Source organism: Agarivorans sp. QJM3NY_33 (assembly GCF_050870865.2).
Taxonomy (GTDB): Bacteria; Pseudomonadota; Gammaproteobacteria; order Enterobacterales; family Celerinatantimonadaceae; genus Agarivorans.
The window spans coordinates 2,838,178-2,858,794 of record NZ_CP194039.2; the positions used below are offsets into that span (position 1 = coordinate 2,838,178).

Genomic DNA, 20,617 nt, shown 5'->3' on the forward strand with positions numbered 1-20,617 from the left:
ACATTTAACAGCTCTACAGTATCACTAGATGGTAGCGAAGTGATCAGTATTTTAGTATCTCAATGACTCGCTCTAAAGCAAATGGTCATTCACACTAACAGATTATAATGGGTTACCGACCATTCCCGATTAACCCTGGTTTGTGTTTCTTGAACACAGATAAAGTTTTCACGGTGTGCCATCAACAAAGTTAAATGAATATCAAATACGTTCAAAGCCATAATCACGATCAATGCTTGGCGACCATTGCATAGACCAGCAAGCCCATTGGCGACCAACAAAGAGAGATGATAACAGGCGATACTCATCCTAGCTCTTTGTTATTACAGTGAGTGAACTCACTTTGAACAAGCGGTAATCCCCCCGAAAATTAATCCCATGCAAAAGTAGAATTTTCTCGTATAGTAAATACAGGAGATTCAACATGAAAAAGTCACGTTACACGGACAGTCAGATCTTATCTATTCTCAAGCAGGCTGAGGCTGGTTCACCTGTTCCTGAGCTCTGTCGTGAGCATGGAATGAGCAACGCAACCTTTTACAAGTGGCGTTCGAAATACGGTGGTATGGACGCATCCCTTATGGCGCGGATGAAAGAACTCGAAGATGAAAATCGACGGCTTAAAAAGATGTATGCGGAAGAACGCCTTAAAGCAGAGGTGATCTCAGAGGCGATGGCAAAAAAGTGGTGAAGCCCTGTGAGCGTCGATTGATGGCTCAGCGTTCGGTGGCGAACTATCACATCAGCATTAAAAGTGCATGCTATTGGTTTGGGATCAGCGAGACCTGCTATCGCTATAAATCGAAGCTTCAACCTGAGAATGAGTTGATAGCTCAAGAGTTAGTAACGCTGTGCAACAGTGAAGACTGCTCTGACTGGGGCTTTGGCCTGTGTTTTCACCATTTGCGGAACGTTAAAGGGTATACATGGAACCATAAGCGGGTTTATCGGATCTACTGCGAATTGGCTCTAAACTTACGTATTAGGCCAAAACGACGCCTGAATCGCCATACGCCAGAGCCTCTTAAAGAGCCGATTAAAACAAACCAAGTTTGGTCCGTGGACTTTATGCATGATCAGCTATCTGATGGCCGGAAGTACCGTTTATTCAATGTGATAGATGATTACAAACGTGAAGGTCTGGCGTCAGAACCTGATTTTTCAATGCCCACAGTACGAGTCACTCGGATCTTAGAGCAGCTCATCGAACAACGAACCAAACCTGTTGCGATCCGCTGCGACAATGGTCCTGAGTTCATTAGCCATGCGTTTATTAAATGGGCCAACAACCACGACATTCGAATCGATTATATTCAGCCAGGGAACCCACAACAAAACGCGTATATAGAAAGGTTCAACCGTACTATGAGGTTTGGCTTAGTGAGTAAGTATTTGTTTGACACACTTGAAGAGGTTCAAGAGCGGGCGACCCAATGGTTATGGTTCTACAATCATCAACGACCACACCTTGCAAATGGAGGGTTCCCACCACTAAAAACGGCAGCATGAATTCTACGAATAAATGCGGTTAATAATGGGAGGATTACCAAGCGAATATTTATATGTTCTTAAAGCCTTAAAAACAAAAACGCTCGCCATTTAGCGAGCGTTTTTATCCTGCTATCAACTAGCTCAACAGTTGGTTCACACGTTTAATGAACTCTGATGGATTATCTAAACTGCCACGTTCGGCTAAAGTTGCTTGATCCAACAACAAGTTCACCCACTCGACAAACTTCTGTTCATCTTGTTCATCGGCAACACGTTTAACTAAGCTGTGCTGAGGGTTTAATTCAAAAATGTATTTTTGCTCGGGTACATCTTGCCCAACAGCTTGCATCAGTTTTTGCATTTGAGTGCTCATATCGTCATCGTCAACCACAATACAAGAAGGTGTATCGGTTAAACGGTAAGTCAAACGAACATCTTTCACCTTGTCGCCAATATTTTCTTTCACTCGAGTCACGAAGCTGGCGTATTCAGTCTCATCTTGCTCTTTCTGCTTCTTGGTTTCTTCATCATCTAGGTCACCAAGATCAAGGTCGCCTTTTGTCACAGAGACCAGCGCTTTACCCTCAGCTTCAGATAAATGACTAATCAACCACTCATCCACACGATCATGCATCAATAAGACTTCAATACCTTTACGTTTAAAGATTTCGAGGTGCGGACTATTCGCTGCTGCAGCGTAACTATCGGCAGTGACGTAATAGATCTTATCTTGCCCTTCCTTCATTCGCTCAATGTATTGAGCAAAGGAAACATCTTGCGTTGCGCTATCAGCGTGGGTAGAAGCAAAGCGTAATAACTTAGCAATTTGTTCTTTATTAGCAAAGTCTTCCGCTGGACCTTCTTTCAATACTTGACCAAATTCCGCCCAGAAACTTTGGTATTTCTCGGCATCGTTTTTCGCCATACGCTCAAGCATGGTGAGTACGCGTTTAGTACATGCGCTACGTAAGTTAGCCGTTGTCTTAGTATCCTGAAGAATTTCACGCGAAACGTTCAATGGTAAATCGTTAGAATCAAGAACCCCCTTCACAAAGCGCAGGTAACTCGGCATAAATTCATCGGCATCATCCATAATGAAGACCCGTTGAACATATAGTTTCAAACCGTGTTGACGCTCGCGATTCCACATATCGAACGGTGCTTTGCTTGGAATATACAGCAAGCTGGTGTAATCCTGCTTTCCTTCAACTTTATTATGAGCCCAGCTAAGTGGGTCGCTAAAGTCATGAGAGATGTGCTTGTAAAACTCGTTGTACTCTTCTGCTGAAATATCGTTTTTAGAACGGGTCCAAAGTGCAGTTGCTTTGTTAATTGCTTCCCACACACCAGGAACCGCCGCGATTTTCTCGCCATCAGGTCCATCACTTTCTGGTTGCTCGTCCTTCCACATTTGTACTGGAATAGAAATATGGTCCGAGTATTTGGTAATAATAGAGCGAACTTTCCAACTATCTAGAAACTCTTGTTCGTCTTCACGTAGATGCAAAATAATGTCGGTACCACGGTTTTGTTTGGTGATATTAGCAACGGTGTAATCACCTTCTCCGCCGCTTTCCCAGCGCACGCCGCTGTCTATATCAGCACCTGCAGCACGGGTTTCAACGGTCACTTTATCTGCCACAATGAAAGCAGAATAAAAACCAACACCAAACTGACCAATGAGTTGAGAATCTTTAGCGCTATCGCCACTCAACTGACCGAAGAACTCTTTAGTGCCTGATTTAGCAATAGTACCAAGATGTTCTATCACTTCATCTCGAGTCATACCGATACCATTATCTGACAAAGTAATTGTCTTGGCATCTTGATCAAAGCTAACACGAACGCATAGCTCGCCGTCATTTTCGTAAAGTGCGTTATTTTCTAGTGCTTTGAAGCGCAGTTTATCTGCGGCATCGGCGGCGTTAGACACTAATTCGCGGAGAAAAATCTCTTTGTTTGAATAGAGGGAGTGGATCATCAATTGAAGTAATTGTTTTACTTCAGTTTGAAAGCCATGAGTTTCTGCATGTGCTGCATCAGTCATCGTTATATTTCCTTGCTTTAAAACATACTACGTCAGTTGATAGACGATATGGGGATAACAAAAATTATTTCAAGCAATCACAGCAAAAAAGTCCGAAGCAAACGGTTTATCCCCGCGATTTGATAACGCCAATCACAAAGTAAAGATAAATAAGTGAATTTGTAGCGGCTATACTTCAACATCACATGAAAGAGGCAGAAACATCGCACCGCAGTCACCAACCACTAGGGTGCGGGTTAAACCAGCACAATGAGCGAGCAAAGGTGCTGGCTACAAGTTTTATCAATCAGCTTTTGGTAAGAGAAAGTTTCTACCGACAGTCGCGTGACTCAATTGAGTTTCATCTTTCAGAGCAACCCCAGAGTAACCCCGTTGATTGGCTTGGCTAATCAAATATTCCAAGCGATGTGAGGCATCTTTGACCGACATCCCTGCATCGCGAATATTCGACAGACAGTTGCGTTTCGATTCTTCAATGCCACGATAGGCTTGATAGGTGAAATAAATTCCCAAACTGTCTGGAGAACTTAAACCGGGTCGCTCGCCCACCAATATCGCCACCATTTTTGCACCCAATGACTGAGCAACATCATCACCTGCCCCGACTCGCCCCTGCTCAACCAGCGCGATAGGAGCAACAGACAGACCTAAACCGGTAATTTTAGGGAGTAACTCAGTTAACATCTTCTGAACATTTTCGGTAATAGCTTTTGAAGACAAACCCTCCGTAACCACCAATACAATATCGTAGCCATGTTGATGGTCAACTAAGTGCTGACGTGATGTTTCATCAAGCAAACGACCTAAATCAGGGCGTTGTAAATAACAAGATCGGGAATCTGCTTGCGATTTTAAGTGAAACACACCGAGCTCAAAGTGCTCAAGTTGATTTGCTAAGGCCCGATAGTCCAAGGGCATTAATACCGCATCGCGTGCGGCAGCATGAGCCAACTGAAACTGCAAATGCGCTTGGGTTGGCAAACTGGTTCCAGCACGCCCTAGCGCAATCCTTGCATCGGTATAACTTTTCAGCGATTGCCAAGGATTTTGGTTTACTAGCGGATCACCATCCGCGGTTACCGCATACCCGAGGCCCGCCATCGGCTGCATATTGTGGTCACTCATGCGCCTAACTCCTTGCTAATTGAGTTAAAAGACTTCGGCAATTGTTGTTTCACACTCAAGCGCCCATTGCGATCCATAATCCCTTGCTGTTGCAACCACGCTTCAAATTCTGGCGCGGGCTTTTTACCCGAAATCTGCCGAGCAAAAAGCGCATCATGAAAAGAGGTAGTTTGATAATTCAACATAATATCGTCAGATCCCGGGATCCCCATAATAAAGTTCACTCCGGCACTCACCAACTGTACCAACAGCATATCCATATCATCTTGATCGGCATCGGCGTGATTGGTATAACAAATATCACAGCCCATCGGCAAACCCATCAGCTTGCCACAAAAATGGTCTTCTAAGCCGGCCCGAATAATTTGTTTCCCGTTATAAAGATATTCCGGTCCAATAAAACCAACCACCGTATTCACCAGTAACGGCTGATAACGACGCGCGACGGCATAAGCCCTCACCTCACAAGTTTGTTGGTCGACCCCGTGATGACCATTTGAGCTTAATGCACTGCCCTGACCGGTCTCAAAATACATCACATTTTGGCCTTTCACGCCACGCTTCAACGACAAGGCCGCACTATAGGCTTCATCTAATAAAGCTAAATTAATGCCAAAGCCCTGATTTGCTTGCTCGGTACCCGCTATCGATTGAAATACTAAATCAACAGGAGCCCCGCGAGAAATAGCCTCTAAATGCGTGGTTACGTGGGTTAAAACACAACTTTGAGTCGGAATTTGGTAGTGCTCAATAACATCATCCAACATCTTCATCAGTGTCATCACTGCCTGCAAATTATCAGTTGCAGGGTTAATCCCAATCACCGCATCTCCATTGGCATACAGCAATCCATCTAAAATACTGGCCGCGACACCAGCTGGGTCGTCAGTCGGATGATTTGGCTGAAGCCGAGTCGACATTCTGCCTTTAAGCCCTAAAGTATTGCGAAAAGCGGTCACTACCTCACACTTACTCGCCACTAAGATAAGATCTTGAATGCGCATTAACTTACTCACCGCAGCCAGCATCTCTGGCGTAAAACCGGGAGCCAGAGCCTGCAGTTCAAGCGATGTGACCGTTTCACTCAATAAATAATTACGGAGATCTCCCACCGTCATATGCGCGATACTGATAAATGCTTGCGCATCATGACCATCGATGATTAACCGAGTCACTTCATCTTGCTCGTAGGGGATGAGTGCTTCATTTAAGAAGTGTTTTAGCGGCAGTTCGGCTAAAGCCATCTGCGCAGCCACCCGCTGCTGGTCGGTAACAGCTGCAAGCCCGGCTAACTGATCACCACTGCGTAATGGCGAAGCTTTTGCCATTAGGTCTTTTAGGTCGGCAAAGCAAAAGCGCTCTCCACCAGCGTTCATTACAAATTCAGCCATCATTTGTCCTAAAAAAAACAGCGCCCATCACAGGCGCTTGATTAGACATCTTAATCGTTAAACGGTCGCGATTAAGCGGGGTCTGCGCTCAAAGCGGAAGATTTTCGACCAAAGGCGATAAACAAAGCATATGAACCCAGCATGATAGCAAAGAAAATAGCGGCAATGCTTAAGTTATAAACAGTCATAGCTATTAACGCTACCACCGCGATGACTAAGGCAATATAGGCTGGCACGACCCCACCTTTCACCCGATAAGGGCGTTCCAATTCTGGCTCTTGCTTACGCAGTTGAATAAACGACACCATCGACAAGGCATACAGCACAATTGCGCCAAAACAAGCCATGGTAATAATTTCGCCAGTTTTACCCGTGAGCAGCGCTAAAATCCCGACCAAGCTATTCGCAACGAGCGCGACTACCGGCGTTTTCAGTTTTGGATGAATATATTTAAAGGCTTTTGGAAAATAACCCACTCGACCAAATTCAAAAGTAGCCCGTCCACCAGCTAATAAAATCCCGTGGAACGAAGCCACTAGACCAAAAATACCGATGCCAACTAACAGATGAACAAAAGGAGAACCGTCACCCAATACCGACGACAATACCAATACTAGCGGTGTATCTTGAGCCTCAGTGCTTCCAGCTGAATAAACCGCGGTTTCCCAACCACTCACCCCAACTGAGGAGATAAAAACTAACAAACATAGTGCAACTAAAGTGGCAAGCGCGGCACCAAAACCGATGGCAATGTTACGCTGTGGATTTACCGTTTCTTCGGCGACATTAGCAACACCTTCAATGGCTAAAAAGAACCAAATTGCAAAGGGTATCGCAGCCAATATGCCCGAAGCGCCATTAGGTAAAGCATTCAAGCTCAAATTAGATAACTCTACATGAGGTAATGTTAAACCGCAGAATAATAGGAGTTCGCCAACCGCAATCACGGTAATCACCAATTCAAAGGTTGCCGCAAACCGCACCCCAATAATATTCACGAGGGTAAATATCATATAAGTAATGATTGCAATGGTGAGGGTATGGTCGCCGGGAATAAAGTGATTAAGATAGGCGGCAATCGCAAAAGCAATCGCTGGTGGTGCAAATACAAACTCAATATTTTGCGCCATACCTGCTAAAAATCCCCAACGTTTGCCTAAGGCGCGATCAGCGTAATCAAATGCGCCACCCGCCTTGGGAATGGCACAAGCCATTTCGGTATAACAAAAAGTAAAACACACATACATGGTAATAATAAACAAGGTGGCAATGCCAAGGCCCAGAGTACCGCCTTCGGCGAGACCTAAATTCCACCCAAAATACATACCGGAGATAACATATCCGACGCCCAAACCCCAAAGCATGATTGGCCCCAAAGTTTTTTTCAACTGATGCTGACTCATAAAATCCATCCACTAATTTATAATCCTAATAAGCCAACAGCATAAGCTATGCCATTTTAATAAAATCCACTCAACAGGCCTACTGAAAGGCCTGAAGGAACATGATTGAAACGCTGATTTAGAGTATTTGCACCAAAATAGAGTTGCGCTGTACTAAACTGGCGCAGTCAAATTTGTTTTAATAAAATTAAAATCTAATAATTAACAACAAAGCCAATAGATAATCTAGATTCTAGTTTTTGGCAGTGAACTAAACTAAAAAACAGACATAATTTAGAGTGTTGAATCAAATCGAGGCAAGCCCCAGGGGCACCGATTAACTCCATTCACGAAAATATCGATAAGTTTAAGGATAAGCAGTTGTTTCTTTTAACCCTCGACCAAACACAATTATTGATTGCCATAAGCTTAAGCAAACAGTAGCGTTGAATAGATGATGTAAGCTAAATTAAAGAGTCGCGAGCCTCTAATAAAGTTAAGCCTGTCATTAGGCTGGGATTCAGCTCAAAATTCATCCATAGGAAGTCATACAGAAAATGAAAAACTCTCTTATTATATTCGTCACTGGATGCCTATTATTCGGCTGTGATAACAACGAAGTTGGCGATGTCTCCTTAGGTTTACTCACCACCAAGGACATCAAAATATCGAATATGGATGACGATAAAATTTCTGGTGTAACTTGTCATATTGCATCAATTGAAGCCAATTTAAGCTTGTCTGATCCAAGTGATAGCTCTATCTCCTGTCGTCAGACCGGCGAAATCACCCCCGAGATGATCGCAACCATCGACAAAAGTAAGTCAGGTGAGGTTGTGTTTAAACAGTCTAAAAGTATTTTCTTTAAAACAATGAAAGTTAGACGGATCTACGATGCAGAAAATCAAACGCTTCTTTATTTGTCGTACACCACTAAAGAGACCGAGGGAAGTTTCAAGCACAGCCTGTCTACAGTGCCATTATGGGGAACCAAAGCTTATCAAACACCACTAGCTGCAACTCAATAAGCTCTCTAAACAAAAAAAGCCCTCTACATAGAGAGGGCTTATCTAACACCAACAAAACAACGCGTTATTTAGCGGCTAAAATCTTAAGTTCGTTAGCAACAAACTCAACATGTGGTCCAATCACTACCTGTACCGCAGTTTTACTTGGAATAATCACCCCAGGGACATGTTTCTTCAATTCTGAAGCTTGTACCTTAGAACTGTCTTTCACCTCTAAACGAAGTCGAGTCGCGCAGTTGTCAACAAGAACCAAGTTCTCTTGTCCTCCTAACATACGAAGCACTAGACCTGCAGTATCACGATGTGAGCCTCCAACACTAACACTCGCTTCACCTTCTGATGCGTCTTCACGTCCGGGTGTATTCAGATCCATCTTCACAATCATCGTTTTGAAGATAAAGTAGTAGATTGCAAAGAACGCCAAACCTTGTACGATCAGCATGTACCAGCCAGTCGCCAAGGGATTACGTGACGATAACACCATATCGACTAAACCAGCACTAAAGCCAAATCCAGCCATCCAATGCATTGATGAAGCAATAAACACCGAAAGGCCAGTTAACAGCGCATGCACAACATACAGTGCAGGAGCCACAAACATAAAGGCAAACTCTAAAGGTTCGGTGACACCCGTAAAGAATGAGGCCGTAGCAGCAGCGATCATTAATGATGCAACTTTCTGCTTATTCTCGGGTTTCGCCGTGTGGTAAATCGCCAATGCAGCACCGGGCAGACCAAACATCATGATAGGGAAGAAACCAGCCATATAACGACCTGTTTCTCCAGGGATCGCATCTGGCGATACGCTAAGGAATTTCCCAAGATCATTAATGCCTGCCATATCAAACCAGAACACCGCATTCAGAGCATGGTGCAGACCCACGGGGATCAATAGGCGGTTAAAGAAACCATAGATGCCCGCACCTACCGAACCCAAACCAGTGATGCTTTCACCAAAGCTCACCAAGCCACCAAAAATTAACGGCCATAGATACATAAGGACGAAGGCTGCCACAATACCTGCGATAGAAGTCAGGATCGGAACTAATCGCTTACCACTAAAGAAAGATAAAGCCTTATGTAACTCCACTTGATAAAAACGATTGTATAACTCGGCAGCAATAATACCGCTAATAATACCGACGAATTGGTTGTTAATTTTGGAAAAAGCTAAAGTACTTGACTCGTTTAAGGTCACGAGCCCAATCTGCTCTACGGCACCTGGCGACAACAAAGTGGTGATGACCATGTACCCCACAAAACCAGCAAGGGCGGCTGCGCCGTCTTTATCGCGTGACATACCATAGGCGACACCAATCGCAAATAATACCGACATATTATCGATAATTGCCGCACCAGATTTAATTAAAAACGCCGCTAATGCGTTGTTTCCACCCCATCCATTGGGGTCAATCCAGTAACCAATACCCATTAATATGGCAGCAGCAGGTAATACTGCAACAGGCACCATCAGCGCCCGACCAATCTTTTGTAAATAGCTAAACATAGCATCCCTCTTCATAGCTGTAATTAAGCAAACTTCGTTAAACTGGCGATTCCGCCAAATCTCCTTTGCGAAGAAAAACAACTTATCATTTGTTTCTATATTCGCCAAGAACTTATTTCGCAGTGTAAATAAATAAAAGTGCAGCAACAAACAAAGCGCTTCTAAAACGTGATCTACACCCGCATAATTAGACGGTAATCCAAATTCTCTCACAGTTTTTATAAAACTTATTTTTCAGCGAGAATAAAACTGCTAAGCTAAGTTAAAAATATCGGAGAGAAACAATGAGATTAATACCATTACTAAACAAAGAGCAGGTTGGGCGCTGGTCTGCTCTTTATATCGCAGAGAAAATTAAGTCTTATAATCCTAGTCAAGAGAGGCCCTTTGTTCTGGGTTGTCCAACTGGTGGTACACCGTTATATACTTATCAGCACTTAATCGAGCTGCATCGCCAAAACCAAGTTAGCTTTGAGCACGTGGTGACCTTTAACATGGACGAGTATGTGGGGATCCCTGCCGAACATCCTGAAAGCTACCGTAGCTTTATGCACAATAACTTCTTTGAACACATTGATATTAAGCCAGAAAATATTAATCTGCTGGACGGTAATGCACCCGATCTGCAAATAGAATGTGAACGTTACGAACAAAAGATCAAACACTACGGCAAAATCAATTTGTTTATGGGTGGTGTTGGTGTGGATGGACATATTGCCTTTAATGAACCAGCTTCCTCTCTTGCCTCTCGGACCAGAATTAAAACCCTGACTGAAGATACCCGAATCGCAAACTCTCGTTTCTTCAATCATCTTGATGAAGTGCCTAAACTTGCACTCACCGTTGGGGTCGGTACCTTACTCGATGCGGAAGAAATCTTAATATTGGTGACCGGACACAATAAGGCACAAGCCCTGCAGGCTGCTGTAGAAGGTAGCGTTAATCATCTATGGACGATTTCTGCTTTACAATTACATCCTCGATCGATGATTGTCTGCGACCAACCCTCCACCATGGAGCTAAAAGTAAAAACCGTGCGTTACTTCCATGAACTTGAAGCAAATAACATAAAAAATATTTAGGATAAGTCGAATGATGTATGCCCTTACTAATGCCTCAGTTTTTGACGGCAACGAATTACTAAATAACTACGCGGTTATCATCGATAAAGAGCGTATTGCGGCCGTATGCCCCGAGCAAGACGTTTCACCTCAGATAAACCAAATCAATTTAAATGGAGCCACGCTGTGCCCTGGCTTTATCGATTTGCAACTCAACGGTTGTGGCGGGGTGATGCTAAACGGTGACTTTTCCAACACAAATCTGGAACTGATGCATCGCACCAATTTAAAAAGTGGAACCACTCATTTTCTACCGACTTTAATTACCACCGACGATCAAGAGATGGAACAAGCCATAGCTGTCTCTCGTAGCAATCAACAGAATCATGGTTCAGGTAACTTAGGCCTACATTTAGAAGGCCCCTATTTAAGTAAAATCAAAAAAGGGATCCATAGTGAACAACATATTCGTCAACTTAATCAACAACGCCTGCAGTTTTTATTAGACAATCATGACGCGATTAAAAAGATCACCTTGGCCCCTGAGCATGTAACCGCCCATGATGTTCAAGCATTAACCGAAGCCGGCATACTCGTTTCACTTGGTCATACTAACGCAAGTTACCAGCAAGCCAGCGACGCAATCAAGGCCGGCGCAAGCTTCGCCACACATTTATTTAACGCCATGAGTTCAATCACCGGTCGAGAGCCCGGCGTCGTAGGCGCAGTATTCGACCACCAACTTTATGCAGGTATTATTGTGGATGGCCACCACGTTGCCGCAGCCAACATTCGCCTCGCGAAGCGCCTACTCGAGCATAAGTTATATTTAGTCACGGATGCGACCGCAGCAGCAGGCGCGAACATTAGCCACTTCGATTTTGTTGGCCGAGAGATCCAAGTACAGAATGGCGTTTGTATAGGTGATGATGGTACACTCGGCGGCTCAGCTTTAACGATGATAGAAGCGATAGAAAACTGCGTACAAACGGTTGGCTTATCTCTCACTGAATCTTTAAGAATGGCCTCTCTCTACCCAGCATCAGCACTTTCAATAGATGATATGTTAGGGCGAATTAAACCTGGTTACAGTGCAAACCTAAGCGCCTTTAATAAAGACTTCAAGCTAACTTTAACGGTTAGCGATGGCAAACTGACTCAGTTTTAAGCAATGAATGGTATGAATGACAAACAAATCGTAAATGTAGACCAAGTAAAACGGATCAACATGGCCGCGGTATATCGAATGATCGACCAACAAGGTCCAATCTCCCGAGTCAAAGTTGCCGAACAAAGTCAATTAGCCCCCGCGAGCGTCACCAAAATCACTCGCCAACTTCTCACAACCGGCCTGATTAAAGAAGTGGCACAACAAGCTTCTACCGGGGGGCGCAGAGCTATTTCGCTCATGACCGAGCAAAGTCATTACTACTTTATTTCAGTGCGCTTAGGCCGCGGTGAAATGGATATATCGTTGTTTGATTTAAGTGGCATTCAACATGCACATAGCAAATTGTATTTAAGTGAAGTGGAGCAAACCCCTCTGGTTGCTCGGTTATTAGGTAATATAGAACAATTTATTGAACAACGGCTTAATCCAAACCAGCAATTAATTGCTATCGCGGTTACGTTGTCGGGCTTGGTCAATCCTGGCGAAGGTATTGTGGTTTACACACCACATTACCAGTTGCGTGAATGTCCACTCGCAAACTTAATTGAGCAGCGCTTTAAACTACCAGCCTACATCGGCAACGATACCCGGGCCATGGCGCTCGCTGAACACTATTTTGGAGCTACCCGCGATTGTCTCGATTCAATCCTGATCAGCGCTCATAGTGGTACCAGCGCAGGCATTATTGTCGATGGAAAGGTTTTTATGAGCCAACATCGTGACGTTGGGGAAATCGGCCATATTCAAATGGATCCCCTTGGTGATAAGTGCCAATGCGGCAACGTTGGTTGTTTAGAAACCATCGTCTCAAATACGGCCATCGTTCAGCGAGTCAAAACCTTAATCGACCAAGGCTGCCCGTCGATCTTAGAAAACAATTTTGGCATAGAAGATATCTGCTTAGCAGCCAATCAAGGCGATATGTTATGCCATCAAGTACTACGAAGAGTAGGTAAAATGCTGGGTAATAGTATTGCTTTGACCATCAACCTGTTTCATCCTGAGAAGATAATATTGGCTGGCGAAATCATGATCGCCAAAGACATTTTACTGTCGACCATTAACCAGTGTATTCAACATCAAGCGCTGAAATCTTTTGCCAAAGACCTGCCGATTGAAATGGCTCATTTTCAAAACAATCCTACGATGGGAGGTTTAGCCTTAATTAAGCGTGCCCTACTCGACGGCAGCTTGCTGATCCGGCTGATAAATGAGAAAGCCCAACTCAGCTGAGCAATAATTTGGTTCACATCAGACTGATATTGCTGACAGCGCGCAACTCAACGCGCTCAGGTCACTATCAAGTAATTCGCCTTACAAAAACACAGTAAACACTTTTAGCCTTAGGTTTTACCACTAATTTCATGTTTTAATATCCGCAACCATCCGCAGAGATTGAAATTAGTGCAAGAAATAAAGCAACGAGTTGTCGTCACCGCCAGTGGGATCCTCATGGGAACGCTGGCCATGTTCATTTCCCTTTTTTTACTCTCGAAAGACATTAGCAAAAGCCAGCAATATTACGCCAACGAATCACTCGGACTGGCTCAGGCGGTGATCTACGAATCACTGCAAACTCTAGAGACGCTCAATAGCTTAGAACACCATGATTGCGGAAAAGACCTGCTGATAAAAATCAGGCAAATAGTTTTCCTCAGTAATTTCATTAAAGATATTGGAGTACTTCAAGAAGATAAATTGCTCTGCACTAGTATTGGGGGGCCCTTAACAGAGCCTATTGTTGTCGTTCCACCAGACTTCACCAGTAAACAAGGGCTGGATGTTTGGTTAAATCAAAAACTCATTGCCTTAAATAGGCTCAACTCTGGCTTGATCATGAAGAAGGATCAATTCAATGTCGTTATTGCCAATACAACTTTTGCTAACCTTGATTATGGTGATAATTACTGGGAAATGGTCAGTGGTTTTAAAGGACAATACCGACATATAAGTGGTACACCAGAGCTATTTCGTCAGGTGGGGAGAGACAACGACAGTGAAGTTACCCTCAGTTACCATTATTTTCATCAATGTAACAGCACTTATCAATTTTGTATCGCGTTAAAGCTTTATAATTCTTCGTTGGTGAAAAACAGACTAACTTTCTTACTATTAAGCTTGTTGCTGAGTGTCACTGTTGGCGTCATCAGCAGCATGCTGGCAGTAACACTAATAAAACGCCACCTTAGTGTGAATGCCCGACTCCGTAGGGGGCTTAAGAAAGGCTATTTTTACTATCAAATCCAACCCTTGGTTGATTTGAAAACACAACAAATCATTGGTGGTGAGGTATTAGCCAGATTTACCGATCCCCATGGAAGCCTTACTCCCGAAGAATTTATTCCATTGTTGCCTAAACTACGTATGACTTGGCCTTTTACTCTACACATCATCAAAGGCGCACTAACAGAACTACAAGCAAGCCAGGCGATGCAAGCGTCAACTAAAATCAGTTTTAATATCTTTCCCTTGGATGTTGAAACCAACAGAATTGCAGAATTACGCCAACAACCAGAGATTGAACAATTTTCAGGCAATATCACCCTTGAAATCACCGAAGACCTGCAACTCGACGGATTAAATGCACGACGTAATATCAATCTGATTATTCAACAAGGTTTCGAAGTAGCTATTGATGACTTTGGCACTGGATACTCTAACCTCAAGCAACTGAAGCATTTTCGCTGCCACTACCTCAAAATAGATAAAAGCTTTGTATGTGAGTTAGCCAATGGAACGGTGCGTTCTAGCCTCATTCCGCATATTGTAGATATTGCGCGTCAATCCAAACTCAAAATCGTGGCTGAAGGGATAGAGAATGAAATGCAAGCCGAAGCTCTACGAGATCTAAAGGTTGAGTACGGCCAAGGACAAATGTTTGGTGAAGCAATGGCGATAAGCGATTTTGTTGCGTTATATCTAGCATCACAGCAACAGACAAAATAATCGAAACCGGAAAACAAAAGGATTGTGCAAGCACAATCCTTTTGATGCGTAGTGATGCTTACTCTAAAATGAGCTCTGCAAACGTGCAGCCCCCCTCAAATTAGCAAGTAATGCCTATCTGTTGCTCACTCTGCCAATACAATTGCCACTGCGCTTCATTGGCACCACAACCACAGCCCCTTGAACACGCCGCCAGTTTTACCAATTTTATGCGATGTCGTTTAACCCAGGGTTGCAACATCGCCAACGTTGCATCTTCACTCAGTGAGAAATGTTTCGCCAACTGACTTAACATTAAGCCAGGATTTTGCTGAATGTACTCTTTAAGCTTGTGTAATATCAAAATGCTCAACCTTCTGACGTTTTAAAAATACCACCCAGAGTGCTAACATCATCACCATTGCTAACAATAATATGCTGGCAGATATCGGTGCTTGTTGCCATGTAGCCAACTGGTAGTAAATAGTCGAAATGCTATAAGCCAACAAGGTGGACCATACCGCTATCAAGCGAGCCCATTTTGACCCAAGCTCCTTCACTAAAGCGCCCATCGCCGCAGCACAGGGCATGTACAATAAAATAAACAACATGAAGGCGACGGCAGACTCCGCGGTAAAGTTCTTTTCTAACTGCGACATGGTGGTCAAGTTCACCCCATTCATTTCAGCGGCACCAGCTAAATCGTCCGCCTGATCGATAGCAATCCCCAGAGGGTCGCTATAGTTCAAACCATTAAAATTATCGATAATAGTTTGTCCCGCATCCTGAAAACGACCTAAGTAAGTCCACTCTTCTTCCGCTTCACCTTCTTGAGAATATAGGCTATTGAGACTACCAATAACGGCTTCCTTAGCGAATAAACCCGTCACAATACCAACGGTTGCTGGCCAGTTGTCTTTTTCAATCCCCATGGGGGTAAAAACAGGTGTCACAAACTGACTAGCACGACTTAATAACGAGTTTTCTTTGCCTTCAGCATCTAACTCACCGCCAGTACCAATATGGTTAAGCACACTTAATATCGCGACCACCAACACAATCGTTTTACCTGCACCAACAATAAAACCTCTGACTTTTTGCCAAGTCAATAACATCACACCAAAAGCGGTTGGCAACTGATAATCGGGTAGCTCAAGAACAGATTCTTGGGCGCTGCCTGGCAATAAGGTATGCTTGAGCAATAGACCCGTCGCAATTGCGGCAAGGATCCCTACCATATACAGTGCGAACACCATATTCTGACCTTGCTCTGGAAAGAAAGCTGCCACAAATAAGGCATAAACCGGTAAGCGAGCACCGCAAGACATGAAAGGACTCATTGCTGAAGTTAATACCCGTTCACGATGCTTCTCTAAAACACGAGTAGCCATGATTGCCGGAACAGTACAACCAAAACCCATCAACATCGGCACAAACGCCTTGCCTGGTAAGCCAATGGTTTGCATAGCGCGATCCACCACAAATGCAGCGCGAGCCAGATAACCGGAACTTTCCAATAAGGCTAAGAATAAGTACAAACAGGCAATCACCGGAATAAATGTAGCGACCGTTTGGATCCCCACACCAACACCATTTGCTAGCACCACGGTAAGCCACTGCGGAGCTCCCAGACTCGCAAGTAATTCACTCACCCCGTCAACAAAAATAGTCCCAGCGGTAATATCAAAGAAATCGATGAAGACTGCACCGCCGTTGATGGCAAACATAAACATGCAATACATCACCACTAAAAACGCAGGAATACCGATCCAGCGATTAAGCAACACCCGATCAATATACATCGAATAATCTCGTCTCAACTCCCCTTTCTTGGTAATTGATGACTGAGTTAACTCATAAATAAGGTTATAGCGGCTACCAGCCAAGGCCAAATCGATATCAACATCGGCTAAGCTTGCGATAGCCAGTTGTACTTGCTGTTGCTGCTCAGCGTCAAGCGGCTCAAGCTGCAAGGGATCTTGTTCTAACAGCCGAATTGCTTGACCACGGGAAAGGCCCAATTTACCTTGCCAATCACTCACAAATTGTTCAAGCTCTTCAGAATAAACCAACTGTAAAGCCTCAGTTTGCTGAGCTTCACGCATTAGAGCTGGTAGCTCTTGCTTAAATTTTGCGACTTGTTTGTTATTGGTTGCGGCTAAACAAACTAACGGAACCTGAAAACGCTCGCTAAACTGCTGCACTTTAATCTTTAAAAGTTTCGCTTTTGCGGTGTCCATTTTATTCAGCACTAATACCACTGGTAAACCCAGTTCTTTTAATTGAATACTCAAGTACAAACTACGTTCTACGGCACTTGCATCGACGACATTAATAACTAAATCAAGCGCTTCAGTTTGTAAATATTCACAAGCAATTTTTTCATCTAGCGAGCTATTATCGAGTTGCGGGTCGATGTTGTAGACCCCTGGTAAATCAACGACTTCAGCTTGCCAGCCGTCTTGTGATATAAAACCAGACTTTTTGTCGACGGTAATACCACTGAAATTCCCGACCCTTTGTTTGCTGCCGGTTAAAGCATTAAACAAAGTACTCTTACCACTATTTGGATTACCGACCGTTGCGATTAGATGCCCACTCATAATGATTGTACCTCTATCGATTTTGCTTGCTGAGCACTTAAAGCCAGATTAATCCCTGGTGCAGTCACCTGAATGGGGTCACCTAAGGGTGCTCGACGAACAACCGTTAATATGGTGTTAGGCATGATTCCCAAAGACATAAATTTTTTTCGGTTAATCCTGTTTAAGCTTTGCAAACTCAATATCAGAGCTTGCTGGCCAGTTACAATTTCATCCAATGACATAGTTGCTCCGAAAATAATTCTAAATAACAATGATTAGCATTTAATTGATTGTGCGCCACTATGTAACTCGCAACATTGATCCATGTCAAATGTTGTTTTATGTCACGATGAAATTTTTAGATTATTTTTTTGAAAGCTCTTAGCGAAATAGGCTACCATTTTGCTATTCATTCTAATGGTAGCTAAAAATGTCGTTTAAAGATCAATTATCACAACTGGTTTATTCTACAGATCAAGGCCGCATTGAGCCTGAGACTGAAGTCGAACAGATCCCTCCAAGCGATGGTTTTATAAAACTACGACGCGAAACGAAAGGCCGTAAAGGCAAAGGCGTGACTTGTCTAAGCGACTTTGGTCTCGAGCAATCGGCATTAAAAGCACTTTGTAAAGACATGAAGAAACATTGTGGAGTTGGTGGTAGCGTAAAGGACTACATCATTGAAATCCAAGGTGATCAACGGGACAAGTTAGAAGCTTGGTTAAAGCAACGAGACTATAAAACCAAGCGAATTGGCGGTTAAGGCCTTGTATACCAACGTCTATTTCGCTATATTCTCGGAACTTTTGGGGAGTAGCCGCTTATAGCTGTTTAGCAATAAGGCATTTATCAACATACTTAGTGCAAAATCACTATGGTAAATGCAGCCATTAATGGCCTGGCAAGACCAACTGCACAACAGCACATTCTAAGAGGTGGGCGCTACTGTTGTGCATTGGTTTATTTACCCACCTCTTAACGAGAATTAAATGGAAGCCCTGTTCACCTCCATCACCGCGGTCGCAATCGCTGAAATTGGTGATAAAACCCAACTTTTAGCCCTACTGTTAGCCTGCAAATTTCGTAAACCTTTGCCGATTATCGCCGGAATTATCATTGCAACGGTGTTTAATCATGCGCTCGCAGCTTGGTTGGGCTCAGCCCTCCAACAATGGTTACAGCCTGAAGTGTTACGCTGGCTTGTCGGGCTATCATTTATTGCGATGGCTTTATGGGTGCTGATCCCTGACAAAATCGAAGATCAAGAGAGTGTTTTGCTCAAGTATGGCCCTTTCCTCGCCTCACTCGTGTTATTTTTCATCGCAGAAATTGGTGATAAGACTCAAGTAGCGACCGTGATTTTGGCCGCCAAATACGATTCATTAAGCTTAGTGATCCTAGGGACCACTATTGGTATGTGCATTGCCAATATTCCGGTGGTATTAATCGGTAAGCTTGGTGTAGAAAAATTACCATTGAAACTAATTCACCGCCTCACTTCGCTACTATTTTTGAGTTTGGGATTACTCACCATTTTCTATCAGTAGCAAGCATTCAAGCCAATCCATTTTATGTTACACTCTGCCGCAAATTGTTATAGAGAGTAATTAAATGAAAGCGATTCGTTGGCTATTAGGGCGGGTGATCTTGTTATTAAATGCGATTTTTTCACCAAAATCGGTAGAACGCGATGCTGCAACGCAGGCCCTTATCGACCAAAAACTAAAGGGTTTACAGCTATATCAACTGCCGGCTTGCCCTTTTTGTGTCAAAGTGAGAAGAGCCATGAAACGAAATGGTATTTATATCGATTTACGAGACATTAAAGCACAACCTGAATACTTGGAAGAGCTGGTCAGCCAAGGTGGCTCAAGAAAAGTGCCTTGTTTACGCATTGCACAAGGAGAACAAGTTAAATGGCTATATGAATCGAATGACATTATCGACTATTTAGAAAGAAAAATAGCTTAAAAAGCTAGGCTCCGACCGCATTGCGGAGCCTAATTTTATCCCAAGCATACTAACGCTAATCAACTTCCATGATATTGCTCGGCATACCATCACGTAGCCGTTTCCAAACTTCGCTACTCGCAAGCCCGTAATTACGAACTACCTGCAAGGCCTTATCATGCTCCCCTGATTCAGCCAAGCCAATTAAGTCTTGATAAAATGTGTCCACTAAAACTCGTGATTCTGGATCATCAAAGTAGTATTTTCCAACACTCTGATACATCCCTCTAAAACCGTTAAGGATCAGCGCATACAGAGGATTTCCGGAAGCAAAGGCCAAACCATGTAACACTTGATAATCAAATTCAGCATAAGCTTCGCCGCTTTGGGCTAAAGTCTGGTACTGCTCGATCAACTGTTTACTTTTTTGAGGATTATTCTTCAGCGCACCGCGGATAAAAATAACGCTAATATTGGTTCGAGCGGACAACAGTTGTTCAAAGAGCTCAGGAACCCCTTCATGATCTAAACGCGCTAATGTTTCGAGTATACTTAATCCGGCTGTCTCCCAAAAATTATTAACCTTAGTTGGTTTACCATGCTGAATCGTTAACCAACCATCTCGGGCCAAACGTTGTAATACTTCCCGCAAGGTGGTACGGGTAACGCCAATTAGCTCCGATAATTCTCTTTCAGCAGGCAAGATTGTGCCAGGCGCAAAACGGTTATTCCAGATAGATTCAATAATATATTGTTCAGCGAATCCCGCTGGACTTTTTGCTTTAATTACCATCAATTACTCAGTCTATTTTCATTTTATTATGCTGATAATAACAAACCATTAACCAAAGCAAAAGCAAGTGGTTTGAGCTCCAACCTCTTTGCCTAGAGTCAAGCTATTTTATTACTAAATTATTCAATAAATTCAAGGTTTAGTTTACTAATGCCTACCAA

The 20,617-nt window shown here is 43.5% G+C and carries 19 protein-coding genes and 1 riboswitch; of the genes, 9 read left to right on the forward strand and 10 right to left on the reverse strand.

Annotated features, from left to right (window positions below; genetic code table 11):
• Window positions 1-89: 89 nt before the first annotated feature.
• Complete coding sequence (locus ACRRSY_RS12760; RefSeq protein ID WP_432463338.1) at window positions 90-308, reverse strand: hypothetical protein; 219 nt, start codon at window positions 306-308, stop codon at window positions 90-92.
• 116 nt (window positions 309-424) lie between these two features.
• Here ACRRSY_RS12760 and ACRRSY_RS12765 point away from each other — a divergent pair.
• Window positions 425-1,509, forward strand: a protein-coding gene (locus ACRRSY_RS12765) for an IS3 family transposase (RefSeq protein WP_432463339.1) whose coding sequence is annotated in 2 segments (ribosomal slippage) — window positions 425-674 and window positions 674-1,509 — 1,086 coding nt in all. Because the reading frame shifts where the segments join, the coding sequence is not laid out codon by codon here.
• Between the two features lie 118 nt (window positions 1,510-1,627).
• On the opposite strand, the gene htpG is transcribed toward ACRRSY_RS12765, so the two are convergent.
• The 4 genes from htpG to eat all read right to left on the reverse strand — a co-directional run bounded on the left by htpG (window position 1,628) and on the right by eat (window position 7,457).
• The gene (gene htpG, locus ACRRSY_RS12770; RefSeq protein ID WP_432463340.1) at window positions 1,628-3,538 is read right to left on the reverse strand and encodes a molecular chaperone HtpG; all 1,911 of its coding nucleotides are present in this window, start codon (window positions 3,536-3,538) and stop codon (window positions 1,628-1,630) included.
• A 282-nt stretch (window positions 3,539-3,820) separates the two neighbouring features.
• Window positions 3,821-4,663 carry an ethanolamine ammonia-lyase subunit EutC gene (eutC, locus tag ACRRSY_RS12775; RefSeq protein ID WP_432463341.1) on the reverse strand — a complete coding sequence of 281 codons (843 nt, stop codon included), beginning with the start codon at window positions 4,661-4,663 and terminating at the stop codon, window positions 3,821-3,823.
• Complete coding sequence (locus ACRRSY_RS12780; RefSeq protein WP_432463342.1) at window positions 4,660-6,054, reverse strand: ethanolamine ammonia-lyase subunit EutB; 1,395 nt, start codon at window positions 6,052-6,054, stop codon at window positions 4,660-4,662. The genes eutC and ACRRSY_RS12780 overlap by 4 nt, the downstream gene beginning before the upstream one ends.
• Window positions 6,055-6,125: 71 nt before the next feature.
• On the reverse strand, window positions 6,126-7,457 hold the full coding sequence (eat, locus tag ACRRSY_RS12785) for an ethanolamine permease (RefSeq protein ID WP_432452836.1): 1,332 nt from the start codon (window positions 7,455-7,457) through the stop codon (window positions 6,126-6,128).
• Window positions 7,458-7,993: 536 nt separating this feature from the next.
• Between eat and ACRRSY_RS12790 the strand changes: the two genes are divergently transcribed.
• Window positions 7,994-8,464 (forward strand): CreA family protein, encoded by a 471-nt coding sequence (locus ACRRSY_RS12790; protein ID WP_432452835.1) that lies wholly within the window; start codon window positions 7,994-7,996, stop codon window positions 8,462-8,464.
• Window positions 8,465-8,528: 64 nt separating this feature from the next.
• Here ACRRSY_RS12790 and nagE read toward each other — a convergent pair whose 3' ends face one another.
• A complete protein-coding gene (nagE, locus tag ACRRSY_RS12795; protein WP_432452834.1) occupies window positions 8,529-9,971 on the reverse strand; it encodes an N-acetylglucosamine-specific PTS transporter subunit IIBC in 1,443 nt (480 codons plus the stop codon).
• A 284-nt stretch (window positions 9,972-10,255) separates the two neighbouring features.
• Here nagE and nagB point away from each other — a divergent pair, with 284 nt between their 5' ends.
• The 4 genes from nagB to ACRRSY_RS12815 all read left to right on the forward strand — a co-directional run bounded on the left by nagB (window position 10,256) and on the right by ACRRSY_RS12815 (window position 15,149).
• Window positions 10,256-11,053 (forward strand): glucosamine-6-phosphate deaminase, encoded by a 798-nt coding sequence (gene nagB, locus ACRRSY_RS12800; protein ID WP_432452833.1) that lies wholly within the window; start codon window positions 10,256-10,258, stop codon window positions 11,051-11,053.
• 10 nt (window positions 11,054-11,063) lie between these two features.
• Entirely contained in the window at window positions 11,064-12,200 is a 1,137-nt protein-coding gene (nagA, locus tag ACRRSY_RS12805; RefSeq protein WP_432463343.1) for an N-acetylglucosamine-6-phosphate deacetylase, read from the forward strand.
• A 12-nt stretch (window positions 12,201-12,212) separates the two neighbouring features.
• Window positions 12,213-13,436, forward strand: coding sequence for an ROK family protein (locus tag ACRRSY_RS12810; RefSeq protein WP_432452829.1), 1,224 nt, complete (start codon window positions 12,213-12,215; stop codon window positions 13,434-13,436).
• A 171-nt stretch (window positions 13,437-13,607) separates the two neighbouring features.
• Window positions 13,608-15,149, forward strand: coding sequence for an EAL domain-containing protein (locus tag ACRRSY_RS12815; RefSeq protein WP_432463344.1), 1,542 nt, complete (start codon window positions 13,608-13,610; stop codon window positions 15,147-15,149).
• Between the two features lie 100 nt (window positions 15,150-15,249).
• Here the strand turns inward: ACRRSY_RS12815 and ACRRSY_RS12820 are convergent, their stop codons facing one another.
• From ACRRSY_RS12820 to ACRRSY_RS12830, 3 genes are read right to left on the reverse strand one after another with little or no spacing between them, the layout of a single operon-like run.
• Window positions 15,250-15,492, reverse strand: coding sequence for a FeoC-like transcriptional regulator (locus tag ACRRSY_RS12820; RefSeq protein ID WP_432452827.1), 243 nt, complete (start codon window positions 15,490-15,492; stop codon window positions 15,250-15,252).
• A complete protein-coding gene (feoB, locus tag ACRRSY_RS12825; RefSeq protein WP_432452826.1) occupies window positions 15,473-17,731 on the reverse strand; it encodes a Fe(2+) transporter permease subunit FeoB in 2,259 nt (752 codons plus the stop codon). Before feoB ends, ACRRSY_RS12820 begins: the two co-directional genes overlap by 20 nt.
• Complete coding sequence (locus ACRRSY_RS12830; protein ID WP_432452825.1) at window positions 17,728-17,955, reverse strand: FeoA family protein; 228 nt, start codon at window positions 17,953-17,955, stop codon at window positions 17,728-17,730. The genes feoB and ACRRSY_RS12830 overlap by 4 nt, the downstream gene beginning before the upstream one ends.
• 188 nt (window positions 17,956-18,143) lie before the next feature.
• Between ACRRSY_RS12830 and ACRRSY_RS12835 the strand changes: the two genes are divergently transcribed.
• The 3 genes from ACRRSY_RS12835 to ACRRSY_RS12845 all read left to right on the forward strand — a co-directional run bounded on the left by ACRRSY_RS12835 (window position 18,144) and on the right by ACRRSY_RS12845 (window position 19,684).
• A complete protein-coding gene (locus tag ACRRSY_RS12835) occupies window positions 18,144-18,476 on the forward strand; it encodes a translation initiation factor (RefSeq protein ID WP_432459526.1) in 333 nt (110 codons plus the stop codon).
• A gap of 43 nt (window positions 18,477-18,519) precedes the next feature.
• Window positions 18,520-18,688: riboswitch (yybP-ykoY riboswitch) on the forward strand.
• A gap of 14 nt (window positions 18,689-18,702) precedes the next feature.
• Entirely contained in the window at window positions 18,703-19,260 is a 558-nt protein-coding gene (locus ACRRSY_RS12840; RefSeq protein ID WP_432452823.1) for a TMEM165/GDT1 family protein, read from the forward strand.
• Between the two features lie 64 nt (window positions 19,261-19,324).
• Window positions 19,325-19,684, forward strand: a complete 360-nt coding sequence (locus ACRRSY_RS12845) for a glutaredoxin family protein (protein ID WP_432452822.1) — start codon at window positions 19,325-19,327, stop codon at window positions 19,682-19,684.
• A gap of 55 nt (window positions 19,685-19,739) precedes the next feature.
• Here ACRRSY_RS12845 and fadR read toward each other — a convergent pair whose 3' ends face one another.
• Window positions 19,740-20,456, reverse strand: coding sequence for a fatty acid metabolism transcriptional regulator FadR (gene fadR / locus ACRRSY_RS12850; RefSeq protein ID WP_432459527.1), 717 nt, complete (start codon window positions 20,454-20,456; stop codon window positions 19,740-19,742).
• Window positions 20,457-20,617 lie beyond the last annotated feature (161 nt).